The organism is Nocardia sp. NPDC059177, from assembly GCF_042755165.1.
Classification (GTDB): Bacteria; Actinomycetota; Actinomycetes; order Mycobacteriales; family Mycobacteriaceae; genus Nocardia.
On sequence record NZ_JBHZBX010000005.1, the window covers coordinates 225,152 to 248,654 of the forward strand.

The window sequence follows — 23,503 nt, forward strand, 5'->3', positions numbered from 1 at the left end:
GGCGACGATGAAAGAGACTGTCCGACAATGGATCCGGTTGGCCCGGCGGCCGATCGAAGAGCATCGCAAGGCGGTGCTCGGGCTGTGCGCGGTCGTGGTGCTGGTCGCGGTGACCGCCGGTGCGGTCGGGGTGCACGCGCTCGGCGTCGGCACCACCCGCTACCAGGCGGAGTTCGCCCAGGCCGCGGGGATCAGCAGCGGTGACGCGGTGACCCTCGCCGGCGTCTCGGTCGGCGCCGTGGGCAGCACCCGGCTGGCCGGTGACCGGGTGATCGTCGAACTCGACATCGATTCCTCGGTACCGCTGGGCGCGGGCACCGGGGCGGCGATCAAACTCACCACCCTGCTCGGCGCCCGCTATGTGGAACTGCGGCCCGCGGGGGAGGGGACGCTGCCGGATCGGCGGATCACCCTGGAACACACCGAGGTTCCCTACGATCTGCAGACCGCGCTCGACAACGCCACCGTCACCTTCGACCAGATCGACGCCGCCCGGATCGGCGACTCGCTGACCGCCCTGGCCGGGCAACTCGACGGCGTGCCGTCGGTACTACCGGCCATGCTGGCCAACCTGCGCACCCTGGCCGCCGTCGTCGGCGATCGGCGCGGGGAGATGAGCGCCCTGCTGACCAGCACCGCCGAACTGACCGGCGTGCTCGACCGCCAGCAGGCCGACCTGGCCGCGATCATGGTCCAGGGCCGCGACCTGCTCACCGAGATCGTGACCCGCCGCGACGCCGTGGTCGGGCTGATGAACGCCACCCGCGACCTCGCCGATCAGGTACGCAGGCTCGTCGTCGAGGACCGCCCCGCCGTGGACGGCCTGCTGGCCGGGCTCGACGGCCTGCTCGGCAGTCTCGCCCGCAACGACGAACTGCTGCGCAACACCCTCGAGATCCTGCCCATCCCGATCCGCAACTTCGCCAACGCCTCCGGCACCGGCAACGAGGTCGACTTCACCGCCCCGGCCGGACCGCTCATCGATTCGTGGATGTGCGCGCTGGGCGGGCGCGCCGAGATGGTGAATCTGCCCCCCTACTTCGAGGACTGCCGATGAGAGCCGGACGTGCACTGCTGGGCGCCGCTGTCGTGCTGCTGGTCGGCGCGGCCGCCGGATTCGCCGACAGCCCGATTGGCGGCGACCGCCGGACCACGGTGACCGCGCTGTTCGACAATGCCGCCGGTCTCTATGTGGGCAATGCGGTGGCGGTGCTGGGCATGTCGGTGGGCGAGGTCACCGCCGTGCGGCCGCGCGGGTCGCATGTGGAGGTCACCCTGGCGGTCGACCCCGAGGTCGAGATCCCCGCCGAGGTGCGGGCGGTGACGCTGTCGACCTCGGTCCTCACCGACCGCCACGTCGAACTCACCCCGGTCTACCGGGGCGGACCCACCCTCGCCGACGGCGCGCACCTGGGCCTGGACCGCACCCGCACTCCGATGGAGTTCGATCGGCTGCTCGGTGCCGCCGACCGGATGGCCGGTGAGCTCGAGGGCGAGGCACCCGGTGACGGGCCGGTCGCGCGGTTGCTCAGCGCGTCCGCGGCGATCGCCACCGGCAGCGGTCCGCAGCTGCGCGACACCCTCGATCAGCTCGCGGCGGCGGTGAAGCTCGGCGAGGACGGCGGCGAAGCCACCCGCGAGACCCTCACCCAGCTGGTCGACCAGCTCGCCGCGCTGGTCGCCGCCGCCGCGGCCAACGAGCAGACCATCCACGAATTCGGCTCCGCCACCGGACAACTCGGCGATGTGGTGGCCGATCTCGGGATCGGCACCGGCGGCACCGGCGCCCAGCTGGTCGAGATCCTGCGCCAGACCGACACCCTGCTCGCCGAGAACGCAGGCGTGCTGCAGACCACGGTGGCCAATACCGCCACGGTGACCAAGGCGCTGGCCGACTATCGCGCCCAGCTCGCCGAGTTCATCGATGTGACACCGCTGCTGCTCAACAACGCCTACCGGGCCGTCGATTTCGAGTACCGGGGCGTGCGGGTGCACGCCCTGCTGGACAAGGTCTTCTTCGACGGTCAGCTGGTCAAGGAGGTCTGCAATATTCTCGGGCTGCGCCAATTGGGTTGCGCCACCGGGACTTTGCAGGACTTCGGCCCCGACTTCGGGATCACCGACATGCTCGAGGCGATGGCGGGGATGCCCCGATGAGGCCCCCGCACGGCTCCCGGCTCGCGGCCCTCGCGCTGGCGGCCCTGTGTTCGGGCACCGGCTGTGCCGTCGGGCTCGGCGATCTGCCGCTGCCCGCACCCGGCGGTGGCAGCGAGAACTACACCGTCCGAGCCGATTTCGCGAACGCGCTGAACCTGCCCGCGAAGGCGAAGGTCCGCCTCGCCGGCGCCGACGTCGGTGAGGTGACCGAGATGGCGGTGCGCGACTACACCGCCGTGGTGACCCTGAGCATCCGGCCCGATGTCCGGCTGCCGCTGGGCACCACCGCCGAACTGCGGACCGCCACCCCACTCGGGGATGTGTTCGTGTCCCTGACCGCACCCGCGGACGCCACGGCGGCCACCCCGGCACTGGCCGACGGTGACCGCATCGCCCGCGAACACACCTCCGCCGCGGCCACCGTCGAGGAACTGCTCACCACCGCCTCGCTGCTGGTGAACGGCGGCGCCATCCGCAATCTCACCACGATCATCAACGGGCTCGGGCGCGCCGTCGGCGATCGCGGCGACCGGATGGCCGAACTGATCGCGCAATCGACCAGCGTCGTCCAGGCGCTGGCGGCCCGCTCCGACGACATCCGCGCCACCCTCGGCGAAGTCGACCGGCTCGCACTCACCCTGCACGAACAGGCAGGCACCATCGACGACGTCCTCACTTCGGCCGGGCCCGCGCTGACCACCCTGCGCGACAATTCCGCGCAAGCGCTCTCGTTGGTCGGCGAGGTCGGCAGGCTCTCGCGTCAGCTCGCGAAGTTCCCCGGCCTCGACGGCACCGAGACCACCGGCATGATCGCCGACATCAACCGCATCGCCGAGCAGCTCAACGCCGCCGCGACCCACCCGGAAGCCAGTGTGGCGGCGATGAATTCGATGCTGGGCCCGGTCATCGCGGTCACCACCAGCACCGCGGCCAGCACCGACGCCGACTTCCAGGACCTGGCACTGGGCGTGCTGCCCGATGTCAACCATCCCGGCGACCCGGAGAGCAGGCTGCCCGACGCGCGGGACTGGACGAACTTCGTCGGCACCCTCACCTACACCCTGCTGCGGTTGCAGGGCAAGATCACCGGAGCCGGGCGATGAGCGCGGGCGTGCGGGAGACCGCGGCGCGCGGCCTGGTCGACGTGGTGCGGGCGGTGCGCGCCCGGCGCGCGGCGGCCTCGGCGCTGTCGCTGGTGGTGATCCTGATCCTCGGCATCGGCTACCTGGCCTTCGGTGCGCTGGGGGTCAACCCCGCCGCCGCGACCTACCGGGTCCGGGTCCACCTCGCCGATTCCGGTGGCCTGCTGGCCGGTCGCACCGTCGCGTTGCGGGGGGTGCCGATCGGCACCGTGGAGTCGGTCTCCCTCACCGAGCGCGGCCTGGTCGCGGTCGCGGTGATCGACGCGGGAACCGCGGTGCCCGCCGACGGCGAGGTCCGGGTGGCGAGTCTGTCGCTGGCCGGTGAGCAGTACCTGGACTTCCGGCCCACCCGCGACGACGGCCCCTTCCTGGCCGACGGCGCCGAGGTGGCCGTGGAGAACACCAGCACGCCGACCCCGCTGTGGCAGACCCTCGCGCAGCTGGATTCGACACTGGCCCAAGTGGATCCGGCCCAGCTGGCGGCCATTGTCGACGAGTTCGGGGTCGGGCCGCAGGGCGCGCGGAAACTGGCCGACCTGATCGACGGCGGCGTCTTCCTGATCTCCACCCTGGACTCGGTGCTGCCCCAGACCGTCGGCCTGATCCGCGACAGCAGGCAGGTACTCGGCACCATCCGCGATCTCACCCCCGGCCTCGGCGACTTCGCCGGCGATCTGAACCAGGTGCTCACCGGCGCGAGCGCGAAAGCCGGTGGCTACGTGGAACTGCTCGGCGCGGCACCGGGCACCCTGCGCGCGCTGGACGCGGTGATCGCGCAGAACGCAGGCACCGGCGGGCAGCTCATCGACAACCTCGGGGTGGTCGCCGAGGTCACCGGTGCCCGGGTACCCGCACTCCAGGAATTCTTCTTCCCGACCGAACGCGACGGGTCCACCCTCGAGGCCATCGCGGTCGCCTTCCACGACGGCGGCGTCTGGGGCCTGGTGAACCTGTATCCCCGCTACTCCTGCGACTACGACCTGCCCCGCCGGTCACCGTCGCTGCCCGATTTCCCCGAGCCGTATGTGTACACCTACTGCCCGAACACCGACCCCTCGGTGCTGATCCGTGGCGCTGCCAACGCGCCACGCCCGACCGGCACCGTCGTCCCGGGTGCGCCGCCGCCGGGGGAGAGCCCCACCCGGCAGACCACGTCGACACCGATCGGGCCGCTGTCGATCCCGCTCACCTTCGCCGGCCCGCCGCTGCCCGATCCACCCCCGGCACCGGTGCGATGACCGGACCAGACCACAGCCCCAGCCCGATCCCTACCGCGAGGAACGACACCATGAGTGACACCGACACAGTAGTAATCGACCGCAAGACCGAAGAAGCTACCGATGACGAGCCGAAAGAGATCGCGGCGCAAGAGGTTTCGCTGTCGAAAGCCGACGACACCGCACCGGCCGAACGCCCGGCGCGGCTGGCGGGCCTGCGGCGCCGGTTGCGGGTCGGCCGCCGGGCACTGCTGCCCGTGCTCGGCCTCGTCACGGTGCTCTCCCTCGCCGCCGCCGCGATCCTGGGCTGGCAACTGCGTCAGGAGCGCGCGCTGGACGCCGCCGCCGACGCCGCACTGCAGGCCGCCCGCGCCTACGGGGTGACCCTGACCAGCGTCGACTCCAGCCGCCTCGACAGCGATTTCGCCGCCGTGCTCGACGGCTCGACCGGTGAGTTCCGCGACATGTACACCCGCTCCAGCGGCCAGCTGCGCGAACTGCTGCAGGAGAACAAGGCCACCGGCAAAGGCACCGTGCTCGAGGCCGCGGTGAAATCGGCGACCGAGACCGAGGTCGAGGTGCTGCTGTTCATCGACCAGACCGTCACCAACGCCGCCTCCACCGATCCCCGTGTCGATCGCAGCCGGGTCCTGATGACCATGCAGCTCGTCGACGGACGCTGGCTCGCGAGCCGGGTCTATCTGCCCTGATCCAACGATGTTTCCCGAGGAGTATCCGCATGACTGATTTCGACACCGTCGACTACTTCACTGATCCGGCCCTGGTGCCCGATCCGCACCCGTACTTCGACCATCTGCGCGCCAAGTGCCCGGTGACCCAGGAATCGCAGTACGGGGTGTACGCGGTGACCGGTTACGCCGAGTCGGTGGAGGTGCTGCGCGACGCGAGCCTGTTCTCCTCGGCGATCTCGGTCGGTGGCCCGTTCCCGCCGCTGCCCTTCGCCATCGAGGGCGACGACATCAGCGAGCTGCTCGAACAGCACCGCTCACAGCTGCCGATGTACGAGCACATGGTCACCATGGACCCGCCGCAGCACACCTACGCGCGCTCGCTGCTCAACCGGCTGCTCACTCCGGCCCGGCTCAAGGAGAACGAGGAGTTCATGTGGCGGCTGGCCGACCGCCAGCTCGACGAGTTCCTCGCCGCGGGCAAGTCGGAGTTCCTGGTCGACTACGCCAAACCGTTCTCGCTGCTGGTGGTCGCCGACATGCTCGGGGTGCCCGAAGAGGACCACGAGCAGTTCCGGATCGTGCTCGGCGCCGAACGCCCCGGTGCCCGGGTGGGCGCGCTGGACAACGAGATCGTCGCCTCCAATCCGCTGGAATGGCTCGACGAGAAGTTCGTCGGCTACATCTCCGACCGGCGCGAGAACCCCCGCGACGACGTGCTGACCTCGCTCGCGCTGGCGAAATACCCCGACGGTTCCACCCCCGAAGTGATCGACGTGGTCCGCTCGGCCACCTTCCTCTTCGGCGCGGGCCAGGAGACCACCGCCAAACTGCTCAGCGCCGCCATGCGGATCCTCGGCGATCATCCCGAGGTGCAGCAGGCGCTGCGCGCGGATCGCAGCCTGATCCCCGCGTTCATCGAGGAGACCCTGCGGCTTGACGCGCCGGTGAAGTCCGGTTTCCGGCTCGCCAAGCGTGCCACCACCGTCGGCGACGTCGACATCCCGGTCGGTTCGACGGTGATGGTCTGCCCCGGTGCGGCCAACCGCGACCCGCGCCGCTTCGAGAACCCGCACGAATTCCAGCTGGGCCGCCCGAACTTCCGTGAGCACATGGCCTTCGGGCGTGGCGTGCACTCCTGCCCCGGTGCCCCGCTGGCGCGGGTCGAGGGCCGGGTGTCGATCGAGCGGATCCTGGACCGGATGCTCGACATCCGCATCGACGAGGACCAGCACGGTCCCGCCGGTGACCGGAACTACCGCTACGAGCCGACGTTCATCCTGCGCGGCCTGTCCGACCTGCACATCACCTTCACCCCCAATCCCTGAGAGAAAGAGGTTCACGATGACCGGACGAGTAGACGGCAAAGTCGCCTTCATCACCGGCGCGGCGCGCGGCCAGGGCCGCAGCCACGCGGTGCGGCTGGCGCAGGAGGGCGCCGACATCATCGCCATCGATGTCTGCAAACAGCTCGACAACGTGCCCTTCCCCATGTCCACGCCCGAGGACCTGGCCGAGACCGCGGAGCTGGTGAAGGCGGAAGGCAGACGGGTGGTCACCGCCGAGGTCGACGTCCGCGACTACGGCGCGCTCAAAGCGGCGGTCGACAGCGGTGTCGAACAGCTGGGCAAGCTCGACATCATCGTCGCCAACGCCGGCATCGGCAACGAGGGCGGCGCGCTGGCCGACCTCGACGAGACGCTGTGGGACGACATGATCGCGGTCAACCTCGGCGGCGTCTGGAAGACCGTGAAAGCCGGTGTGCCGCACCTGGTCGCGGCCGGCGGCGGCGCGGTCGTGCTGACCGGTTCGGTGGGCGGGCTCAAGGCCTACCCGAATGTCGGGCACTACGTGGCCGCCAAGCACGGTGTCGTCGGGTTGATGCGCACCTTCGCCGTGGAGCACGGGCACCAGTCGATCCGCGTCAACTCGGTGCACCCCACCCACGTCAGTACCTCCATGCTGCTCAACGAGGGCACCTACAAGCTGTTCCGCCCCGACCTGGAGAGCCCGGGCCCGGATGATCTGAAGCCGATCTGCCAGATGTTCCACACCCTGCCCACGCCGTGGGTCGACCCGGTGGACGTCAGCAACGCGGTGCTGTATCTGGTCTCCGACGAGGCGCGGTTCATCACCGGTGTCTCGCTGCCGGTCGACGCCGGCAGCATGCTGAAGTAGCGGAGTCCGGCGATGCTGTTCGAGTTCGACTCCGAGCAGCGGCTGCTGCGCGAGATCGTGCGTGAGGTCGCTGCCAAGGAGTGCCCGCCGTCGCTGATCAGGGACATCGCGGACAAGGGCGCCGATCCTGCCGCGCTGTGGCAGACCTATGTCGGTCTCGGCTGGACCGAACTCGGCGAGCCCGCTGCCGCGGTCGAACTGGGCATCGTCTGCGAGGAACTGGGCCGGGCCACCGACCCGACCCCGTTCCTCGCGACGATGACCCAGTTCGCGCCGCTGGCACCGGGCGCGGTCGGCCTGGACCGGCCGGGGGCGGCGGTGTACAGCGGGGTCACCGCCGCCCGCGACGGTGCGGGCTGGCGGCTGTCCGGCACGGCGCAGCAGGTGCTCGACGGTGACCGGGCCGAGCAGCTCGCGGTGGTCACCGCCGCCGGGGTGTTCGTGGTCGGCGCCGAATCGGTGATCGCGCGCCGCACACCGGTTTTCGACCCGGTGCTGCATCTGGCCGAGGTCGGCTTCGACGGGGTCGCGGTGGGGCGCGGCGACCGGGCCGACGTCGACGTCGAGCGGGCCGGGCAGGTCGCGCTCACCGGTCTGGCGCTGACCACGGTCGGCGCCTGCCGCCGGATCCTGGACCTGGCACTCGACCACGTCCGGGGCCGGACCCAGTTCGGGGTGCCGATCGGATCGTTCCAGGCGGTGCAGCACAAGGCCGCCGACATGCACGTCGCGATCGAACGGGCCAGGGCGCTCGGCTTCTTCGCGGCGCTGTGCCTGGCCGCCGACGATCCACGCAGGCGGCTGGCGGCCTCGATGGCCAAAGCCGCCGCGGGCGAATGCCAGTCGCTGGTGTTCCGCCACGGCGTGCAGCTCTTCGGCGCCATGGGCTTCACCTGGGAGAACGACCTGCAGTTCGCGCTCAAACGCGCGAAAGCGGGCGAACTACTGCTCGGTGGCGCCGCCGAGCACCGGGCACTCGTGACGGAGGAATACCGTGCAACTCAGCTTTGACGCCGATGTCGAGGACTTCCGCGCGGAGTTCGTCGCCTTCCTCGCCGCGCACCTGCCCGGCGAGGAGGAGGCGGCGCAGCGCTCGGAATCCAGTGCGCACGTGCCGGAATGGGCGCGCCGCTGGCAGCGGTTGCTGTTCGACAACGGGTGGCTGCTGCCGGGCAACACCCCGGAGTTCGGTGGCCGCAATGCCTCGGTGCTGCAGCAGTACGTCTTCCACGAGGAACTGTCCAAGCGGCGGATCTACCACAGTTTCAACCCGCAGGGCGTCGGCATCATCGCCGCCTCGCTGCTGTCCTTCGGCACCGCCGAACAGCAACAACGGTGGGCGATCCCGATCCTGCGGGCCGAGATCACCGCCGCGCTGGGCATGAGCGAACCGGGCGCCGGCTCGGATCTGGCCGGGCTGCGGACCAGGGCGGTGCGCGACGGTGACCACTATGTGGTCGACGGGCAGAAGGTCTGGACCTCCGGCGCCCACCACGCCGATGTGCTGCTCACCTTCGTGCGCACCGACCCGGACGCCCCCAAACACAAGGGGATCAGCGTGCTGCTGATCCCGACCGACACCCCTGGTGTCACCCGGCGGCCGTTCCCGTCGGCGTGCGCGCCCGACGACCTGGACTTCAACGAAGTCTATTTCGACAGTGTGCGGGTGCCGGTGGCCCACCGGGTCGGACCCGAGAACGAGGGCTGGTCGGTGGCCAACGGCTCGCTCGGGCACGAACGCACCCTGCTGTGGCTCGGCTTCGCCGATCGCCTCCAGGACCTGCTGGGCGACTTCCGGCCACGCACCGAACTCGACCGCGACGCCTACGCGCGGCTGGTGATGGACAGCTACGCGCTGCGGCTGCTCGGGTCGGCCGCGCTGGCCAGGGAATCGCGCGGCGAACAGGACGTGCCCGCGCTTTCGGTGCTCAAGGTGCTGGGGTCCGAGGCGGTGCAGGCGGCGGCGGAACGGGCGCTCGACGCCGTCGGTGTCGACGGGCTGGCGCATCCGGCGGTCACGTCACCACCGAACCCGCTGAATCTGGAGAACTTCTCCGGCGGCTGGTTCGAACGCTATCTGCGCAGTTTCTCCGGCACCATCGCCGGCGGGACCTCCGAGATCCAGCGCAACATCATCGCCCAGCGGGTCCTCGGCCTGCCACGGGCGTGACCGGTCCGGGGCGCGCGAGCCGCGCGCCCCGGCACGGTCAGTGCCGCGGCCGTCCGGCGGTCTCGTCGAGTGCGACACCGAAGGTGTTGAACGCCATGGCCAAGGTCGTGTAGCAGCCGACGGTGAAGACCAGGTCCATGCGCTGGCGGTCGTCGAGGCGGGCGCCCAGCGCGTCCCACGTCTCGTCGGTGAGTCCGGACTTCTCGTCCAGTTCGTCGACGGCGGCGAGCACCAGGCGATCGAACTCGTCGGGCGCGCTGCCCACCCGGCGGGCCGCATCGATCTCCGCCTCGGAAAGACCGGCGTCCCTGCCCATTTCGGCATGATGCTGCCATTCGTAGGCGCAGTCGCGGCGATGTGCCACGCGCAGCACGACCAGCTCACGCAGCCGTGGTTCGAGGGTCGAGCCGAACAGCAGGTGCGTGTTGAAACCCAGGAAGGCGCGGGTCAGCCGGGGGTGATTGACCAGGACCGACAGCGCGTTGCCCGCCTGCGCCGGGTTGCGCCGCTCCTTGGGCAGCATCCGCGACAGTGCCGCGTCGACCTCGTCGTCCCACCGGTCCTCGGGAAGCGGGGGCAGGGCCATGTCGGCCTCCTCTCCGGCGCGGGCGAGACCGCACGCCGTTTGGCGGTTCAGTTCTTCTCAGAAGAGAATATACTTCTCCAATGACTGCACAGGACTTTCGCGGCGCCGCGACCCGATCGGCACCGCGGCGGCGGGCCGAGATCCGCCGGCACCATCTGCGCTATCGCCTCGCCGTGGTCGCCGGCACCTCCGCCGACGTGGTGCGGCACGCGGGCGGCTGGCTGTGCGACCGCACCATGGCCGGCTGGGAGGTCACCGTGGTACTGGCCGACACCCGTGGCGCCGAGGCGGTGGAGATCCTCGGCGCGAGCGTGCTGGACCTGGACACCTCCCTCGCCGCGGCGGTACACGATCCGTGGCCGCACGCGCTGGCCGTCGCCGCCGACCTGGTCGCCACGGACGCGCGGGTCAGGGCCGGCCTGCTCGACTGCCTGGACCACGGCCGGGCTGAAGTCGTGCTGTGGGGTGACACGGTCCCGGCGAGTCTGGACGCCCGGCTCGACACGGTGCAGCACCGGATCAGCATGGCGGCGCGGACTTTCAAGGACTGCGCGCTCGCTGCGGCGGGGCTGCCCGAGGTCGACGGTGGGGCGAGTGAGCGGTTCCGCTGTGGCGAGCTGCTGGTCACCGGCGCCTGGGGGACGACGGATCTCGCGGCCCTGTGAATATGCTATTCTCCGGCTAAGAGAATGCAATTTTCGCACCATGGTGAAGACGCGCATCGGCATGCCGTCGAGCGGTGCGGGTGGAGAGGGTGCGATATGAGCATTTCGCTGCTGCTGGACATGGCCACGTCGAGCGACCCCGATCGCTGTGCGGTGGCCTGTGACGAAACCCAGTGGACCGCAGGCGAATTGAGCCGCCTGGTCGGCGGCGGCGCCGCGGTGCTGACCGGCTCGGGTGCCCGCAGCCTCGCCTATGTGGGCACCGGCGGGCATCTGCTGCCGCTGCTGCTCTTCGCCGCCGCCGGCGCGGCGGTGCCGTTCACACCGCTGAACTACCGGCTCGGCGCGGACGCGCTCGGCGCGCTCATCGCCCGGCTGGACGCGCCGCTGATCGTGTGTGACGAGGAGTACCACGACATCGTCGCCCGCGAGGCGACCGGTGGCACCGTGCTGTCCTCGGCGCGATTCCTGGCCGAGGCGGCCGCCGCCGAGCCCGCCACCGTGGACGCCGATCCCGACCAGGTGGCGGTCGTGCTGTTCACCTCGGGAACCACCTCGACGCCCAAAGCGGTCGAGCTGACCCACAACAACCTGTTCAGTTACATCACCGGCACCATCGACTTCGCCTCCGCCGCACCGGAAGACGCCGCGCTGGTGTGTGTGCCGCCCTATCACGTCGCTGGCATCGGCGCCGCCATGTCGCACCTGTACGCCGGCCGAAAAGTGGTTTACCTGCGTGCCTTCGACGCCGCCGACTGGATCGCCGCGGTCGACCGGGAGTCGGTGACCGCGGCCACCGTCGTACCGACCATGCTCGCGCGCATCGTCACCGAACTCGAACGCACCGGCGCGACGCTGCCCTCACTGCGCACGCTCGCCTACGGCGGCTCCAAGGTCGCCCTGCCGCTGCTGCGCACCGCGTTGCGGCTGCTGCCCGAGGTCGGCTTCGTCAATGCCTACGGCCTGACCGAGACCAGTTCCACCATCGCGGTGCTCGGGCCCGAGGACCATCGCGCGGCGCTGGCCGGCGACGACCCGGCGCTGGCCCGCAGGCTGGGCTCGGTCGGCACCGCCGTCCCCGGCATCGAACTGCAGATCCGCGACGGGAACGGCACCGTGCTGCCCGCCGGAGTGACCGGTGAGCTCTATGTGCGCGGGGCACAGGTGTCGGGCCGCTACACCGGCATCGGCTCGGTGCTCGACGCCAACGGCTGGTTCCCGACCAAGGATGTCGCCGCGCTCGACAGCGACGGATTCCTCTACATCGGTGGACGATCCGACGACACCATCATCCGCGGCGGCGAGAACATCGCCCCCGCCGAGATCGAGGACGTACTGGTCGAACATCCCCAGGTCCGCGAAGTCGCGGTGATCGGCGTCGAGGACGTGCAGTGGGGCCAGATCATCGTGGCGGTCGTCGTGCCCGGCGGCGCGGGGACCCCGGACCCGGAGGAACTGCGCGGTTTCGCCCGCGCCGGCCTGCGCGGCTCGCGCACGCCCGACCGGGTCGTCTTCCGCGACTCGCTGCCTGCCACCCCGACCGGCAAGATCCTGCGCCGGGATCTGGTCGCCGAGTACAGCGCCCAGTGACCGGTGCCGCCCGGGCCGGTCGTGGCCCGGGCGCCGTGGGGCCTCAGGACCGGTGCCGGAACATCGCTTCCTGGGCGTAGGAGGCCACCAGCAGTCCGTCCTCGGTGAGCACGTCGCCGCGGCCGAAGATGCGGCCACCGGCCAGGATCGGGCTGTGCTGGCGCAGGACCTGCCAGACATCGCTGCGCACGGGCCGATGGAACCACAGGGTGTGGGTGGTGACCGCGGACAGGAAATCGGTGCCGTTGCCGGTGTGGCTGATCCCCGACTCGGCGCGCAGGGCGGTGCCGATCAGGGTCAGGTCGGTGGCGTAGGCGGTGAGGGCCGCGCCCAGCTCCGGCTCGACCGGGGGAGTACGCATCCACAGTGTGTAGTCCGGTGCGGCGACCTCGGTGCTGTCGAGATCGTCGGCCGCGCGCGCTTCCCAGGGCAGCAGCGACATCTCCACCCGGTGCTCCGGGCCGAGCAGCGGCCCGACCTCGGGCAGACTCTGCCGCTGCGTGCCCTCCTCGGGAACGTGCAGGGACGCGACGGCGGACGCGATCACCTGCTCGCCCTGGTGCGCGACGATCGAGGCGGTGGCGAAGGAACGGCCCTCGTGCAGGGTGTGCACGTGATACCGGATCGGGGTGTCGGAACGCCCTTCTCGCGGGAACGCGGTATGCAGCGACTTCACCGCCTTGTCCGGGAAGGCGAGCTGGGCCGCCACCATCAGCTGGCCGAGCACCTGGCCGCCGAAGACCCGGTGATACGGCAGGGTCTGATTCCCGCCTTCCAGGGCGATGGTGTCGATGCCGACCACCGGTTTCAGATCGAGGCAGGCGAGCAGGTCGTTCCACATGTCAGGCATCGGCCCAGTGTAATTGAAATTCTGCCCTTGGAGAATGTGATTCTCAGTCGGTCGGCGCGGTGATGCCGCGCGCGCAGAAGGTCCAGATCTCCTCGGCGGTGAGTGGTCGTCCTTCGCCCACCGAGGCGCCCGGCGTCATGGCCATGTGCATCGTCATCGCGGCCATCCGGCGCGGGTGCAGGTCGCCGCGCAGGCAGGCGGCCTCGCCCGCCTCGGTCATCAACTCGGCGAACATGGTGAACAGCTCGGCGTGCGCCGAGCGGACCTCGGCCGGATCGGATCTGGTGAGCTGCGGCGCGAACTCGGCGAACAGCGGCCGGTGCGCGTCCGGGTCGGGGCGGCACAGCTGGAACAGCAATACCACTGCGGTACGCAGCTTTTCGAGCGGATCGGCGCGGCTGGCTGTGGCCGCGCGGATCTGGATCGTGGTGCGGCCGACGGCGTCCTCGTAGAGGGCGAGCAGCAGCTCGTGCTTGCCGTCGAATTGCAGATAGAAACTGCGCAGCGACTGCCGCGAGCGGTCGACGACCTCCTGCACCGTGAAATCGGTGGTGCCCCGCTCGGTGATGATGGCCTGCGCGGCGTCGAGGAAGCGCTGGACCCGCTCGCCCGCGCGCTGGGTCGCGGTGCGCAGTGAGCGCTCGACGGCGCGCTGCTTCCAGGCCGGCTGCTCGCCGCGGCTGCCCTTGGCGCCGTGGGGTGGGTCCTGGCGAATCGACACGGGGGTGCCTCCGTTCACGTCTGGCGACTGCATGGAGTATCCATTACCGTATTGTAAGAATGACATTCTCGCCGGCATATCCGGGACAGCCGAGGGGGCAAGGTGACGATCACACCCGAGCAGCAGACGTCGTCGGTCGCGCGAATGCTGCGCATCTTCGATGTCGAACCCGACGGACCGGACTGTTTCACCGGCGTCAGCGACGGTGGTTCGCGCCAGGTGGTGGACGGCACCCAGCTGCTGGCCCAGGCGCTGGTCGCGACCGCGAAGACGCTGCCGGAGAAGACACTTCGCTCGGCGCACGCGGTGTTCACCCGCGCGGTCGATCCCGCCGTGCCGGTGCGCTTCGTGGTCGAGGTGACCCATCGGGGCAGAAGTACGGCCGCCACGGTGGTCTCGGTCGAGCAGGCGGGCAGGCGATGTGCCACCGTCTCGGTGCTGGCCGATGTGCCCGCGGCCGATGTCGTGCGCCACCAGCTCTCCCGCCCCACGGTGGCGGCGCCGGCCGCCGCGCTACCCGCCGACATGCCGATGACCGGCCGGGAACTGCGCATCGTCGGAGTCGCCGATGTCAACGATCCCGACGAGGTCGGGCCGCCGGAACTGTACGCCTGGCTGCGCTACGACCCGGTGCCCGACCGCGACGAGCTGGCCAAGGCGCTGCTGGCCCATTTCACCGGGCACCTGTCGGTCTCGGCCACGCTGCGCGCGCACGCCGGGATCGGTACCGCCCAGGCGCATCACGCCCTGTCGACGGCGGTGCTGACGGTCGCGGTGTGCTTCCACGAACCGATCCGCTGGCGGGGCTGGCTACTGTATTCCCACGAGAGCATTCAGGTCGGTGCGGGCATGTCGTGCGTGCGCGGCCTGGTGCACACCGAGGACGGCAGGCTGCTCGCTTCGTTCACCCAGGAGGCGATGATTCGCGGCCTGCGCGCCGACGACACCGCTGTGCCCGCCGCGGCCCGGCTCTGAGCAGGAGGACACCGATGACCGCACACCGAGGTTTTCTCGAGCGCCCGGACTACCGGGTCGACATCCACGCCCGCCGCAATCTTGTCACCTTGACGCTCGGTGACGCGGTGCTCGCGGAATCGACCAGGACCCTGCTGGTCGACGAACAGGACCACGGCCTGGTCTTCTATCTGCCCCGCGCCGATGTCCGCGTGCCGCTGTCGCGGGCGGAGGGATTCACCAGCACCTGCCCGTTCAAGGGCGTGGCGACCTACTGGAACTTCGCCGGTGACGGTGGGGAACCGGTGGTCTGGAGCTATGAGGATCCGGCCCCGCAGGTGGCGCGACTGCAAGGCCATGTGGCGTTCTATCAGGATCGGGTGACGCTGCGGGTCGGCGTCGCGACCCCGGCGGTGAGCGGCCGCTGAGCGCTGGGGGAATCGGTTCCGGCCGGCTCGCGGACCGGCACGTGCGGGCGGGGCTGTCCGTGCCAGCCGCACGGCAGTCCGCAGGTCGGCAGCAGTGTCGTGGCGACGCGGCCGTCCCCGAGGACGACGACGGTCTCGGTGGCCTCGGCGGGGTAGTCGCACGCCGGGCACCGTTCGAAGAAGTCGAGCGCCTGGCGCACCAGCACGCGCGCGCGTGGCTTGGCCGCCTCGGCGGCGGCAGGTGTCGGGCGACGGTGGCTGCGGGGTGGGCCCGGCCGTCCGGTGACATCGCGGGGATCGATTCGAGTGCGCATGATCGTTCCGTATCTGTCGATCGCGTGAGAATGGCATTTCCACTATATCCACGAAGTGGCTTGGTGTGCCAGGTATCCCGATCGAGAAGCTTTGCTATAGCTGCGAGAATGACGTTATCGTCTGATCCATGGAACGATCTGTGGAAGTCGATCGATGGGAACCCGCCGGGCCCGTGTGGCTGTTCTGCCCGGCCGACCGGCCCGAACGGTTCGCCAAGGCCGCCGCCAGTGCCGACGTGGTGATCCTGGACCTCGAGGACGGTGTCGGCGCGGACGCGAAAGCCGTGGCACGCGAGGCGATCCGGGACAGCCGCCTCGATCCGGCGCGCACGGTCATCCGGATCAATCCGCTGGATTGCCCTGAGGTCGACCACGACCTGCGGCTGCTCGCGCAATCGCCGTACCGCGTGCTTATGCTCCCGAAAGCCGAAACCGGCGCGCTGCCTGCGGTTCTGGACGGCTACGACATCATCGCGCTGGTCGAGACGCCGGCGGGTCTGCGGCGGGTGGACGAGATCGCCGCGGCGCCGCGCGTGGTCGCGGTGATGTGGGGTGCCGAGGACCTGGTCGCCGCCCTGGGTGGCAGCTCGTCACGGCACACCGACGGCAGCTACCGTGATGTCGCCCGCCAGCTGCGCGCGACGACGCTGGTGGCGGCCAAGGCTCAGGGCAAGCTCGCCGTCGACGGCGTCTACCTCGATATCCCCGATCTCGCCGGGCTGGCCGCCGAAGCCGAGGACGCCGTCGCCTCCGGCTACGACATCAAGGTCGCACTGCATCCCACGCAGGTCCCCATCATCGCCGACGCCTTCCGCCCCGAACCGGACGAACTGGCCTGGGCGCGGCGCGTGCTGACCGCCGCCGAGCATTCCCGGGGTGTCTTCGCCGTCGACGGCCGGATGGTCGACGCGCCCATCCTGAGCCACGCCCGCCGGATCGTCGCCCGGGCGGACTCGGCGCGGGTGGCCCGCTGACCGAGGCGCCCACCTCGTGCACACCCGCCGCACCCGGGTCGGCGCCACCACACCGGCCGGGTGCTCAGCCGGTGGTGGTCACCGCCGACGGCGGCAGATCGAGGCTGGTGCGGATCCCGGGCGGTGCCGTGCACAGGGCCGGGATGGTGCGGGCCGCGTGCTGGGCGGTGTGGGCGGGGGAGAGCCCGGCGCGCGACCGGTCCAGAGCGGGAGTCCGCACACTGATCTCGACCGGACCGCTGTCACCGGCCAGGCCGGCGCGCCAGCCGTTGTGTTCGAGTGGCCACGCGGGATCGAGATCGGGCACGCGATACCAGGTCGCCCGGTAGACCACCCGTGGCATTGCGGCGCGCCCACCGACCAGTGAAAGCCGGTACGCGCCGACGGTTCCGGCGGGAATCGGACCGGACGGGGTCGGCGTCGTGCGCGCGGCGACCGCGTAGTCCCCACTGACCTCGATGGTGTCGATCGAGAGCCCGAGACCGTCGGCGACCAGGCGCAGCGACGGGCCGAAACTCTGCTGGAAGCGGATCAGCGCCCGCTGATCCACGTGCCCCGGGCAGGTCGTGCCGAAGCCGGCGATATCGGGCAGCGGCGCGATCGGGTCGCTATGGGTGAGGTCGGTGTACTCCTCGATGGTCACGGTGTCGACGCGGCGCTGGACCGCGCCGATCGTGATCGGCATCAGCTCGGTCACGAAGCCCGGACTGACACCGGTGCTGTGCAGCGAGGCGCGGCCTGCCCAGCAGGCGGATTCGAGGCGGGCGCACAGGGTGCGTTCCATGCTGTCGGGATGGTGTAGATCGCTGCGGGTGGTGATCACATTGATCCCGGCCATCAGCAGCCGGCACACCGTGTCGGCGTCGAACACCCGCGGCATGTACAGCACGCAGTCCGGGGCCAGGGTCAGTACGTCCTGGGTGGTGCGCAAGGCGGTGACGTCCTCGCCGTGCGCGGCCGGGCCCGCGCCCGGATGCGGGTCGGTGCGCACGGCGAGCAGGTCCAGACCCGGGTGCTCGCCGACCGCGGCCGCGAGGTGGCGAGCGAGCCGGCCCGAGGACCACACGACAACCGTGTAGCGGCGCGGGTTCGGTCGTATCGCGGTGCGGTACAAGGTATCCGGTTCCACGGCAGTGCCTTTCGGTAGTGCGCCGCCCGCGTCAGACGGGTTCGAACGAGGAGATGCGCCACTGGGTGTCGACCCTGGTCAAGGTGACCCGCACGCTGCTCGCGGTGATCGCCGGTTCGGGTTTCTCGGCGCTGGTGGTGGTCTGATTGACGAACACCAGCACCACCGCCCGGTCCGGGCCGATCTCCGCGGCCGCCGCGCGCACGACGGCCGCGGTGGTCGACACCGACTTCTCCTTGGCCGCCGGCGCGACGACCTGCTGGGTGAACTGGCTGTAGTAGGCCAGGAAGTCGCCGGTGAGATAGGTTCTGGCGGAGGCGAAGTCCTCGTCGATCGTGTCCGGCCGGTAGGACAGCAGCGCGACGGTTCCGGTGGTGGCCGCCTCGACCGCGGCCTGCTTGGCCGAGGTGTCCACGGCACTGTCCGGGCGGTACTGCGTCGACCACAGCACCACGGCGACGCCCACCGCCACGGCCGCCAGTGCGACCAGGACGGTGACCAGCGCGTCGGCGCGGAGCACGCCGGCGGCGCCGCGGACTCCGGCAAAGAACCGGGCGCGGCGGGACGGCCGCGCGGAGGCGGGGATATCGGTGCTCATGGGACGAACTCGACCTTCGACATCTTGAGCTGATCACCCTCGCGGGTCACCGTGACGCTCAGCCGCCAGGTGCGCGGCTCCTGCTGGGCGCCCGCGGAATTGGTGACCTGCGAGGTGGCCGCGACCAGCACCACTGCCGAGTCCTCGGTCATCGACTCCACGGCCGCGGCGGTCACCCGGCCCGCGGTGGCGACCTTCGACTGTTCGATCACGGTGGTGAAATCGGTTGCCCTGCTCTCGAAGTCGCTGCGGAAAGCGCCGGTCGAGAGGTCGAGCACGCGACGGACGTCCTGGTCGGCCTGGTTGAAATCGAGGGAGGTCAGCGCGACGACGCCCTGCTCGGCCGCCGCCGCGAACTCCGCGGTCCGGTCGGCTTCGGTGCTCGTGTTCCGGTGATGCCAGGTGAGATACCCGCTGGTGCCGAGCGCGGCAATCAGCACGAGAGCTGCGGCGGTCACGAGTATCCGCCGTCGTCGTCGCCGGGGCGGGGCTTTGGGCACAGGCTCTATCGCGGATGGCTTGTCGAGCTCGGGCAGCACGTCGAGCTCGGGCAGCACGTCGAGCTTGGGCGGCATGTCGAGCTCGGATGGCTTGTCGAGCTCGGGCGGCGGCTCGGGTGTGGGCGCTGGCTCCAGCGGATCGTTGGGTGGCGATACCGCCGGGGTGCGCTCGGCGGTGGCGGCGCGGCGGCGCAGCCGGGCCGCGCGGGCCCTGGCGCGGGCCGCCTCGGCGACCGCTTCGGCGGCGATCGCCTCCTGCTCGGCCTCCAGAGCCTCGAGCTGCAGCGTGTCGGTGTCGTGCTCTTCGAGTTCCATTGTGCCGGGTCCGCTTTCGGTCGATCGGGTCAACACCTCACACCTGCTGCAGCAGTGTGGCCGACATTACCAGAATCGGTTTGAGCGAAAAGTGAATATGCTATTCTCGCTCATGAAGAACGCCGATATCGCAGGTCGGTGTGGGTAGGGAGGTCGATATGGTCACCAGCGGGACGCGGCTACGCAGTCAGGTCTGTGACACCGAGGTCATCGTGGTCCGTCCGGCGGACAGTCTCGACGACCTGCGCGCCGGTGGCGCGCCGATGGTCCCGCTGGGGACCGCCGTCGCCACCGGGCTCACCCTGGACGCCGATTTCGCCGACGGCAGTGTGCTCGGCAAGCGCTACGTCGACGAGTCCGGCGCCGAGGTCCTGGTGACCAAACCCGGTGCGGGCGCGCTGAGTATCGGCACGGTCCGGCTGGCGCTCAAGGGCGCTCAGCCGTTGCCCGCGAGCGACTGACATGTCCACCGGCGCGTTCGGGCCGGACCTCCGATGACCCCCGGGACCCCCCGCTGGGGTCGCGCGGTGGCCGCGCGGACGGCCGGACCGCTCACCGCGATCGGCGGCTTGTTCGCGATGTCGGCCGATGCCGTGCGCTACGCCTTCCGGCGGCCGTTCCAGGCGCGGGAGTTCTTCGAACAGGCCTGGTTCATCGTGCGGGTGTCGATGCTGCCGACCGTGCTGGTCGCGATCCCGTTCACCGTGCTGGTGAGTTTCACGCTCAACATCCTGCTGCGTGAGCTCGGCGCCGCCGATCTCAGCGGCGCGGGCGCGGCCTTCGGCGCGGTGACCCAGGTCGGTCCCATGGTGACGGTGCTGATCGTGGCCGGCTCCGGGGCCACCGCCATGTGCGCCGATCTCGGTTCGCGCACCATCCGCGAGGAGATCGACGCCATGCAGGTACTGGGCATCGACCCGGTCCAGCGGCTGGTCACCCCGCGCATGCTCGCCTCCGGACTGGTCGCGCTGCTGCTCAACAGCCTGGTCTGCCTGATCGGGATCCTCGGCGGCTACACCTTCTCGGTGTTCGTCCAGGACGTGAACCCCGGCGCGTTCGCCGCGGGCATCACGCTGCTGACCGGGCTCGGCGAACTGCTGATCTCCTCGGTGAAGGCGCTGCTGTTCGGCTTCGTCGCCGGGCTGGTGGCCTGCTATCGCGGGCTGATCGTGACCGGTGGCGCCAAGGCGGTGGGCAATGCCGTGAACGAGACGGTGGTCTACGCGTTCATGTCGCTGTTCGTCATCAATGTCGTCGTCACCGCGGTCGGGATCCAGCTGACCGGGCGATGAGCGAGAGGGCTCTATGACTCTGACCGCACGCTACCCACTGACCTTCCAGCGACTCCGACGCCCGTTCCTGAGCTTGGCCCGGGTCGGCGACCACGCCATCTTCTATCTGAAAGCCCTGGTGTACGCGCCGTTCGCGGCGATCCATCACCGGCGCGAGACCATCCGGCTGATCGCCGAGATCAGCATGGGCGCCGGCGCGCTCGCGGTCTTCGGCGGCACGGTCGTGATCGTCGGGTTCCTGACCCTGGCCACCGGCGGCACCCTGGCGGTGCAGGGCTACAACTCCCTCGGCGACATCGGGATCGAGGCGCTCACCGGATTCCTGGCCGCCTTCATCAATGTGCGGATCTCCGCGCCGGTGGTGGCCGGGATCGGGCTGGCCGCGACCTTCGGCGCCGGTACCACCGCGCAACTGGGCGCGATGCGCATCAACGAGGAGATCGACGCGCTGGAATCCATGGCGATCGAACCGGTCTCGTATCTGGTCGGTACCCGGATCGTGGCCGGGATGATCGCCATCACCCCGCTGTACGCGCTCGCGGTGGTGGCCTCGTTCGTGGCCAGCCGGTTCACCACGGTGTTCCTGCTCGGCCAGTCGCCCGGGCTCTACGACCACTACTTCACGACCTTCCTCAACCCCGTCGACCTGGCCTGGTCGTTCGCGCAGGCGCTGCTGATGGCGTTGACGGTGCTGCTCATCCACACCTACTTCGGTTTCCATGCCGCGGGCGGTCCGGCCGGGGTCGGGCTGGCGGTGGGCAACGCGGTGCGTACCTCGCTGATCGCGGTCGTCTCGGTGACCCTGCTGATCTCGTTGGCCGTCTACGGCGCCAACGGCAACTTCGATCTCTCGGGTTAGGGAGGGCCGATGCTTCGCACCCTGGGCCGGGTCGTCGCCGGGCTGATCGCGATCGGCTGCGGCTGCGCGGTGCTGGCGGGCAGTATCGTGCTGTTCCGCGGTGGACTCGCCGACACCGCGGCGGTGACGGTGATCGCGCAACGCGCCGGACTGGTGATGAACCCCGACGCCGATGTGAAGATGCGCGGGGTGACCGTCGGCCGGGTCACCACCATCCGGGAACGCCCCGACGGCACCGCGGCGCTGGAACTGGCGGTCGACACCGACACCCTGGCGTTGATCCCCGCCGACGTGCGCGTCGCCATCGCCTCGACCACGGTGTTCGGCGCCAAATACGTGCAGCTGAATCCGCCCGAACGCTCGGTGGCCGGGTCGCTGCGGGCCGGTCAGGTGCTCACCGCCGACCGGGTGACCGTCGAGATCAACACCGTCTTCGAGCAATTGACCACGGTGCTGGCCGCCCTCGACCCGGCGAAGCTCAACGCCACCCTCGGCGCGATCGCCACCGCCACCCGGGGCCGTGGCGCCGAGGTCGGCGCGATGCTCGGCGACCTCGAACAGTTCCTGGCCACCCTCGAACCGGCGCTGCCCGCGCTGCGCACCGACCTGTCGCTGGCACCGCCGGTGCTCGACGCCTACGCGAATTCCGCCGGCGCGCTGGTGGATACGGCGCGCAATGCCACCGCGATCAGCCGCACGCTGATCGACGAGCAACGCAATCTCGACGCCCTGCTGGTCTCGCTGATCGGCTTCGCCGACACCGGCAACCGGGTCCTGGACGCCAATGCGCCTGCGCTGGCCCAGACCCTGGAGCTGCTGGTGCCCACGACCGCGCTCACCAGCGAATACCGGGAGGCGCTGTACTGTTCGCTCGACGGTTTCGGCTGGCTGTCGGAGTCCAAGCCCGTCGACGTCCCGGGCCTCGGCCTCTCGGCGAACTTCCTGTGGGGCATCGACCCGTACAAGTATCCGGACAACCTGCCCAAGGTGGCCGCCACGGGCGGTTCACAGTGCTCGGTGCTGCCGGTCGGTTACGAGGAGAAGCCGCCGTTCGTGGTGGCCGATATCGGCGCCAACCCGTTCGCGCGCGGCAACGAGTCGCTGATCCTCAACGTGGACAACCTGTCCCAGCTGCTGTTCGGGGGTACACGATGAGCCGCCGCAATGCGCCACTGCTGAAATTCGGGATCTTCGCGGCCGTGATGGTGGTGCTGTCGGGCCTGCTGGTGGTGGTGTTCGGCCAGTACCGCGGCGGCGACACCGACTCCTACACCGCGCTGTTCACCGATGTGTCGCGATTGCGTACCGGCGACTCGGTGCGGGTGGCGGGGGTGCAGGTGGGCAGCGTGCACAGCATCGACCTGCTGCCCGACCACACCGTGCGGGTCGGCTTCGACGCCGACACCACCCTGCACCTGAGCACCGGCACCACCGCCGCGGTGCGGTACCTGAATCTCGTCGGCGACCGCTACCTGGAACTGACCGACACCGCCGGGGTACACGAGCGGCTCGGGCCCGGCGCGGAGATCCCGCGCGAACGCACCGCGAGCGCACTGGATCTCGACCTGCTGCTCGGCGGGCTGAAACCGGTGGTGCAGGGCCTCAGCGCCCAGGAGGTCAACGCGCTGACCTGGTCGCTGCTCGAGATCGTGCAGGGCAGGGAGGGCACACTGAACTCGCTGACCGCCGGGACCGCGGCATTCACCACCACGCTGGCGGAGAACGGCGCCGTGGTCGAGCAGCTCATCGACCACCTGAACACGGTGATGACCACCCTGGCCGAGGAGGGCGGCCAGTTCGCCGGCACCCTCGACCGCCTGCAGAGCCTCACCACCGAACTGGCCCGCGAACGCGAACCCATCGGTGCCGCCATCGACGCCCTGGATCGCGGCACCGCCTCGGTCGCCGACCTGCTGCTCCAAGCACGAAAACCCCTGGCAGGCACGGTGAACGAACTGGCCAGGCTGGCACCGCTGATCGACGACGACAAAGCCACCCTCGACGGCGCCCTCCAGCGCGCGCCGGAGAACTTCCGCAAACTCGTGCGCACCGGCGCCTACGGCAACTTCATCCAGTACTACATCTGCGCCATCACCGTCCGGGTGACCGACGCGAACGGCGAGGTCCTGGTGATGCCGTGGATCGAACAGACGACAGGACGGTGCAGCCCGTGAG

At 70.2% G+C, this 23,503-nt stretch carries 26 protein-coding genes; 19 read left to right on the forward strand and 7 right to left on the reverse strand.

Features of this window, described 5'->3' with window-relative positions:
- The first annotated feature begins 7 nt into the window (after window positions 1–7).
- The 9 genes from ACFXK0_RS08970 to ACFXK0_RS09010 are packed head-to-tail and all read left to right on the forward strand — an operon-like array spanning window position 8 to window position 9,553.
- Complete coding sequence (locus ACFXK0_RS08970) at window positions 8–1,057, forward strand: MCE family protein (RefSeq protein WP_379409444.1); 1,050 nt, start codon at window positions 8–10, stop codon at window positions 1,055–1,057.
- Complete coding sequence (locus tag ACFXK0_RS08975) at window positions 1,054–2,157, forward strand: MCE family protein (protein WP_379409445.1); 1,104 nt, start codon at window positions 1,054–1,056, stop codon at window positions 2,155–2,157. Before ACFXK0_RS08970 ends, ACFXK0_RS08975 begins: the two co-directional genes overlap by 4 nt.
- Window positions 2,154–3,260 (forward strand): MlaD family protein, encoded by a 1,107-nt coding sequence (locus tag ACFXK0_RS08980; RefSeq protein ID WP_379409446.1) that lies wholly within the window; start codon window positions 2,154–2,156, stop codon window positions 3,258–3,260. Before ACFXK0_RS08975 ends, ACFXK0_RS08980 begins: the two co-directional genes overlap by 4 nt.
- Window positions 3,257–4,537 (forward strand): MlaD family protein, encoded by a 1,281-nt coding sequence (locus ACFXK0_RS08985; protein ID WP_379409447.1) that lies wholly within the window; start codon window positions 3,257–3,259, stop codon window positions 4,535–4,537. Before ACFXK0_RS08980 ends, ACFXK0_RS08985 begins: the two co-directional genes overlap by 4 nt.
- Before the next feature lie 50 nt (window positions 4,538–4,587).
- Complete coding sequence (locus ACFXK0_RS08990; protein ID WP_379409448.1) at window positions 4,588–5,226, forward strand: hypothetical protein; 639 nt, start codon at window positions 4,588–4,590, stop codon at window positions 5,224–5,226.
- Window positions 5,227–5,255: 29 nt separating this feature from the next.
- Window positions 5,256–6,533 carry a cytochrome P450 gene (locus tag ACFXK0_RS08995; protein ID WP_379409449.1) on the forward strand — a complete coding sequence of 426 codons (1,278 nt, stop codon included), beginning with the start codon at window positions 5,256–5,258 and terminating at the stop codon, window positions 6,531–6,533.
- Window positions 6,534–6,549: 16 nt separating this feature from the next.
- Window positions 6,550–7,383 carry a mycofactocin-coupled SDR family oxidoreductase gene (locus tag ACFXK0_RS09000; RefSeq protein WP_379409450.1) on the forward strand — a complete coding sequence of 278 codons (834 nt, stop codon included), beginning with the start codon at window positions 6,550–6,552 and terminating at the stop codon, window positions 7,381–7,383.
- Between the two features lie 12 nt (window positions 7,384–7,395).
- Window positions 7,396–8,394 carry an acyl-CoA dehydrogenase family protein gene (locus ACFXK0_RS09005; RefSeq protein ID WP_379409451.1) on the forward strand — a complete coding sequence of 333 codons (999 nt, stop codon included), beginning with the start codon at window positions 7,396–7,398 and terminating at the stop codon, window positions 8,392–8,394.
- Window positions 8,378–9,553, forward strand: a complete 1,176-nt coding sequence (locus tag ACFXK0_RS09010) for an acyl-CoA dehydrogenase family protein (RefSeq protein WP_379409452.1) — start codon at window positions 8,378–8,380, stop codon at window positions 9,551–9,553. Before ACFXK0_RS09005 ends, ACFXK0_RS09010 begins: the two co-directional genes overlap by 17 nt.
- A 37-nt stretch (window positions 9,554–9,590) precedes the next feature.
- On the opposite strand, the gene ACFXK0_RS09015 is transcribed toward ACFXK0_RS09010, so the two are convergent.
- On the reverse strand, window positions 9,591–10,139 hold the full coding sequence (locus tag ACFXK0_RS09015; RefSeq protein ID WP_379409453.1) for a carboxymuconolactone decarboxylase family protein: 549 nt from the start codon (window positions 10,137–10,139) through the stop codon (window positions 9,591–9,593).
- Window positions 10,140–10,294: 155 nt separating this feature from the next.
- On the opposite strand from ACFXK0_RS09015, the gene ACFXK0_RS09020 reads away from it, so the two are divergent.
- Together ACFXK0_RS09020 and ACFXK0_RS09025 are read left to right on the forward strand one after the other, a co-directional pair.
- Entirely contained in the window at window positions 10,295–10,804 is a 510-nt protein-coding gene (locus tag ACFXK0_RS09020) for a hypothetical protein (RefSeq protein WP_379409524.1), read from the forward strand.
- A gap of 96 nt (window positions 10,805–10,900) precedes the next feature.
- Window positions 10,901–12,394 (forward strand): class I adenylate-forming enzyme family protein, encoded by a 1,494-nt coding sequence (locus ACFXK0_RS09025; protein WP_379409454.1) that lies wholly within the window; start codon window positions 10,901–10,903, stop codon window positions 12,392–12,394.
- 43 nt (window positions 12,395–12,437) lie between these two features.
- Here the strand turns inward: ACFXK0_RS09025 and ACFXK0_RS09030 are convergent, their stop codons facing one another.
- Both ACFXK0_RS09030 and ACFXK0_RS09035 read right to left on the reverse strand, forming a co-directional pair.
- Entirely contained in the window at window positions 12,438–13,244 is an 807-nt protein-coding gene (locus ACFXK0_RS09030) for an acyl-CoA thioesterase (protein WP_379409455.1), read from the reverse strand.
- A gap of 43 nt (window positions 13,245–13,287) precedes the next feature.
- Window positions 13,288–13,965, reverse strand: a complete 678-nt coding sequence (locus tag ACFXK0_RS09035; RefSeq protein WP_379409456.1) for a TetR/AcrR family transcriptional regulator — start codon at window positions 13,963–13,965, stop codon at window positions 13,288–13,290.
- A 144-nt stretch (window positions 13,966–14,109) separates the two neighbouring features.
- Here ACFXK0_RS09035 and ACFXK0_RS09040 point away from each other — a divergent pair, with 144 nt between their 5' ends.
- Together ACFXK0_RS09040 and ACFXK0_RS09045 are read left to right on the forward strand one after the other, a co-directional pair.
- A complete protein-coding gene (locus ACFXK0_RS09040; protein WP_379409525.1) occupies window positions 14,110–14,940 on the forward strand; it encodes an acyl-CoA thioesterase in 831 nt (276 codons plus the stop codon).
- Window positions 14,941–14,954: 14 nt separating this feature from the next.
- The gene (locus ACFXK0_RS09045; protein WP_379409457.1) at window positions 14,955–15,347 is read left to right on the forward strand and encodes a DUF427 domain-containing protein; all 393 of its coding nucleotides are present in this window, start codon (window positions 14,955–14,957) and stop codon (window positions 15,345–15,347) included.
- Here ACFXK0_RS09045 and ACFXK0_RS09050 read toward each other — a convergent pair.
- Complete coding sequence (locus ACFXK0_RS09050; protein ID WP_379409458.1) at window positions 15,290–15,661, reverse strand: hypothetical protein; 372 nt, start codon at window positions 15,659–15,661, stop codon at window positions 15,290–15,292. The genes ACFXK0_RS09045 and ACFXK0_RS09050 overlap by 58 nt on opposite strands.
- A 128-nt stretch (window positions 15,662–15,789) precedes the next feature.
- Between ACFXK0_RS09050 and ACFXK0_RS09055 the strand changes: the two genes are divergently transcribed.
- Window positions 15,790–16,635, forward strand: a complete 846-nt coding sequence (locus ACFXK0_RS09055; protein ID WP_379409459.1) for an HpcH/HpaI aldolase/citrate lyase family protein — start codon at window positions 15,790–15,792, stop codon at window positions 16,633–16,635.
- A 64-nt stretch (window positions 16,636–16,699) separates the two neighbouring features.
- Here ACFXK0_RS09055 and ACFXK0_RS09060 read toward each other — a convergent pair whose 3' ends face one another.
- From ACFXK0_RS09060 to ACFXK0_RS09070, 3 genes are read right to left on the reverse strand one after another with little or no spacing between them, the layout of a single operon-like run.
- The gene (locus ACFXK0_RS09060; RefSeq protein WP_379409460.1) at window positions 16,700–17,764 is read right to left on the reverse strand and encodes a dihydrodipicolinate reductase; all 1,065 of its coding nucleotides are present in this window, start codon (window positions 17,762–17,764) and stop codon (window positions 16,700–16,702) included.
- A 31-nt stretch (window positions 17,765–17,795) separates the two neighbouring features.
- Window positions 17,796–18,362 (reverse strand): twin-arginine translocation pathway signal, encoded by a 567-nt coding sequence (locus tag ACFXK0_RS09065; protein ID WP_379409461.1) that lies wholly within the window; start codon window positions 18,360–18,362, stop codon window positions 17,796–17,798.
- Window positions 18,359–19,177, reverse strand: a complete 819-nt coding sequence (locus ACFXK0_RS09070) for a hypothetical protein (protein ID WP_379409462.1) — start codon at window positions 19,175–19,177, stop codon at window positions 18,359–18,361. Before ACFXK0_RS09070 ends, ACFXK0_RS09065 begins: the two co-directional genes overlap by 4 nt.
- 158 nt (window positions 19,178–19,335) lie before the next feature.
- Here ACFXK0_RS09070 and ACFXK0_RS09075 point away from each other — a divergent pair, with 158 nt between their 5' ends.
- Genes ACFXK0_RS09075 through ACFXK0_RS09095 form a run of 5 tightly spaced genes read left to right on the forward strand, consistent with a single transcriptional unit; the run spans window position 19,336 to window position 23,502 of the window.
- Window positions 19,336–19,638 carry a hypothetical protein gene (locus ACFXK0_RS09075; protein WP_379409463.1) on the forward strand — a complete coding sequence of 101 codons (303 nt, stop codon included), beginning with the start codon at window positions 19,336–19,338 and terminating at the stop codon, window positions 19,636–19,638.
- 33 nt (window positions 19,639–19,671) lie between these two features.
- Window positions 19,672–20,469 (forward strand): MlaE family ABC transporter permease, encoded by a 798-nt coding sequence (locus ACFXK0_RS09080; RefSeq protein WP_379409464.1) that lies wholly within the window; start codon window positions 19,672–19,674, stop codon window positions 20,467–20,469.
- A 13-nt stretch (window positions 20,470–20,482) separates the two neighbouring features.
- The gene (locus ACFXK0_RS09085; protein ID WP_379409465.1) at window positions 20,483–21,328 is read left to right on the forward strand and encodes an ABC transporter permease; all 846 of its coding nucleotides are present in this window, start codon (window positions 20,483–20,485) and stop codon (window positions 21,326–21,328) included.
- A gap of 9 nt (window positions 21,329–21,337) precedes the next feature.
- The gene (locus ACFXK0_RS09090; protein ID WP_379409466.1) at window positions 21,338–22,483 is read left to right on the forward strand and encodes an MCE family protein; all 1,146 of its coding nucleotides are present in this window, start codon (window positions 21,338–21,340) and stop codon (window positions 22,481–22,483) included.
- Window positions 22,480–23,502 carry an MCE family protein gene (locus ACFXK0_RS09095; RefSeq protein WP_379409467.1) on the forward strand — a complete coding sequence of 341 codons (1,023 nt, stop codon included), beginning with the start codon at window positions 22,480–22,482 and terminating at the stop codon, window positions 23,500–23,502. Before ACFXK0_RS09090 ends, ACFXK0_RS09095 begins: the two co-directional genes overlap by 4 nt.
- The last annotated feature ends 1 nt before the right edge of the window (window position 23,503 follow it).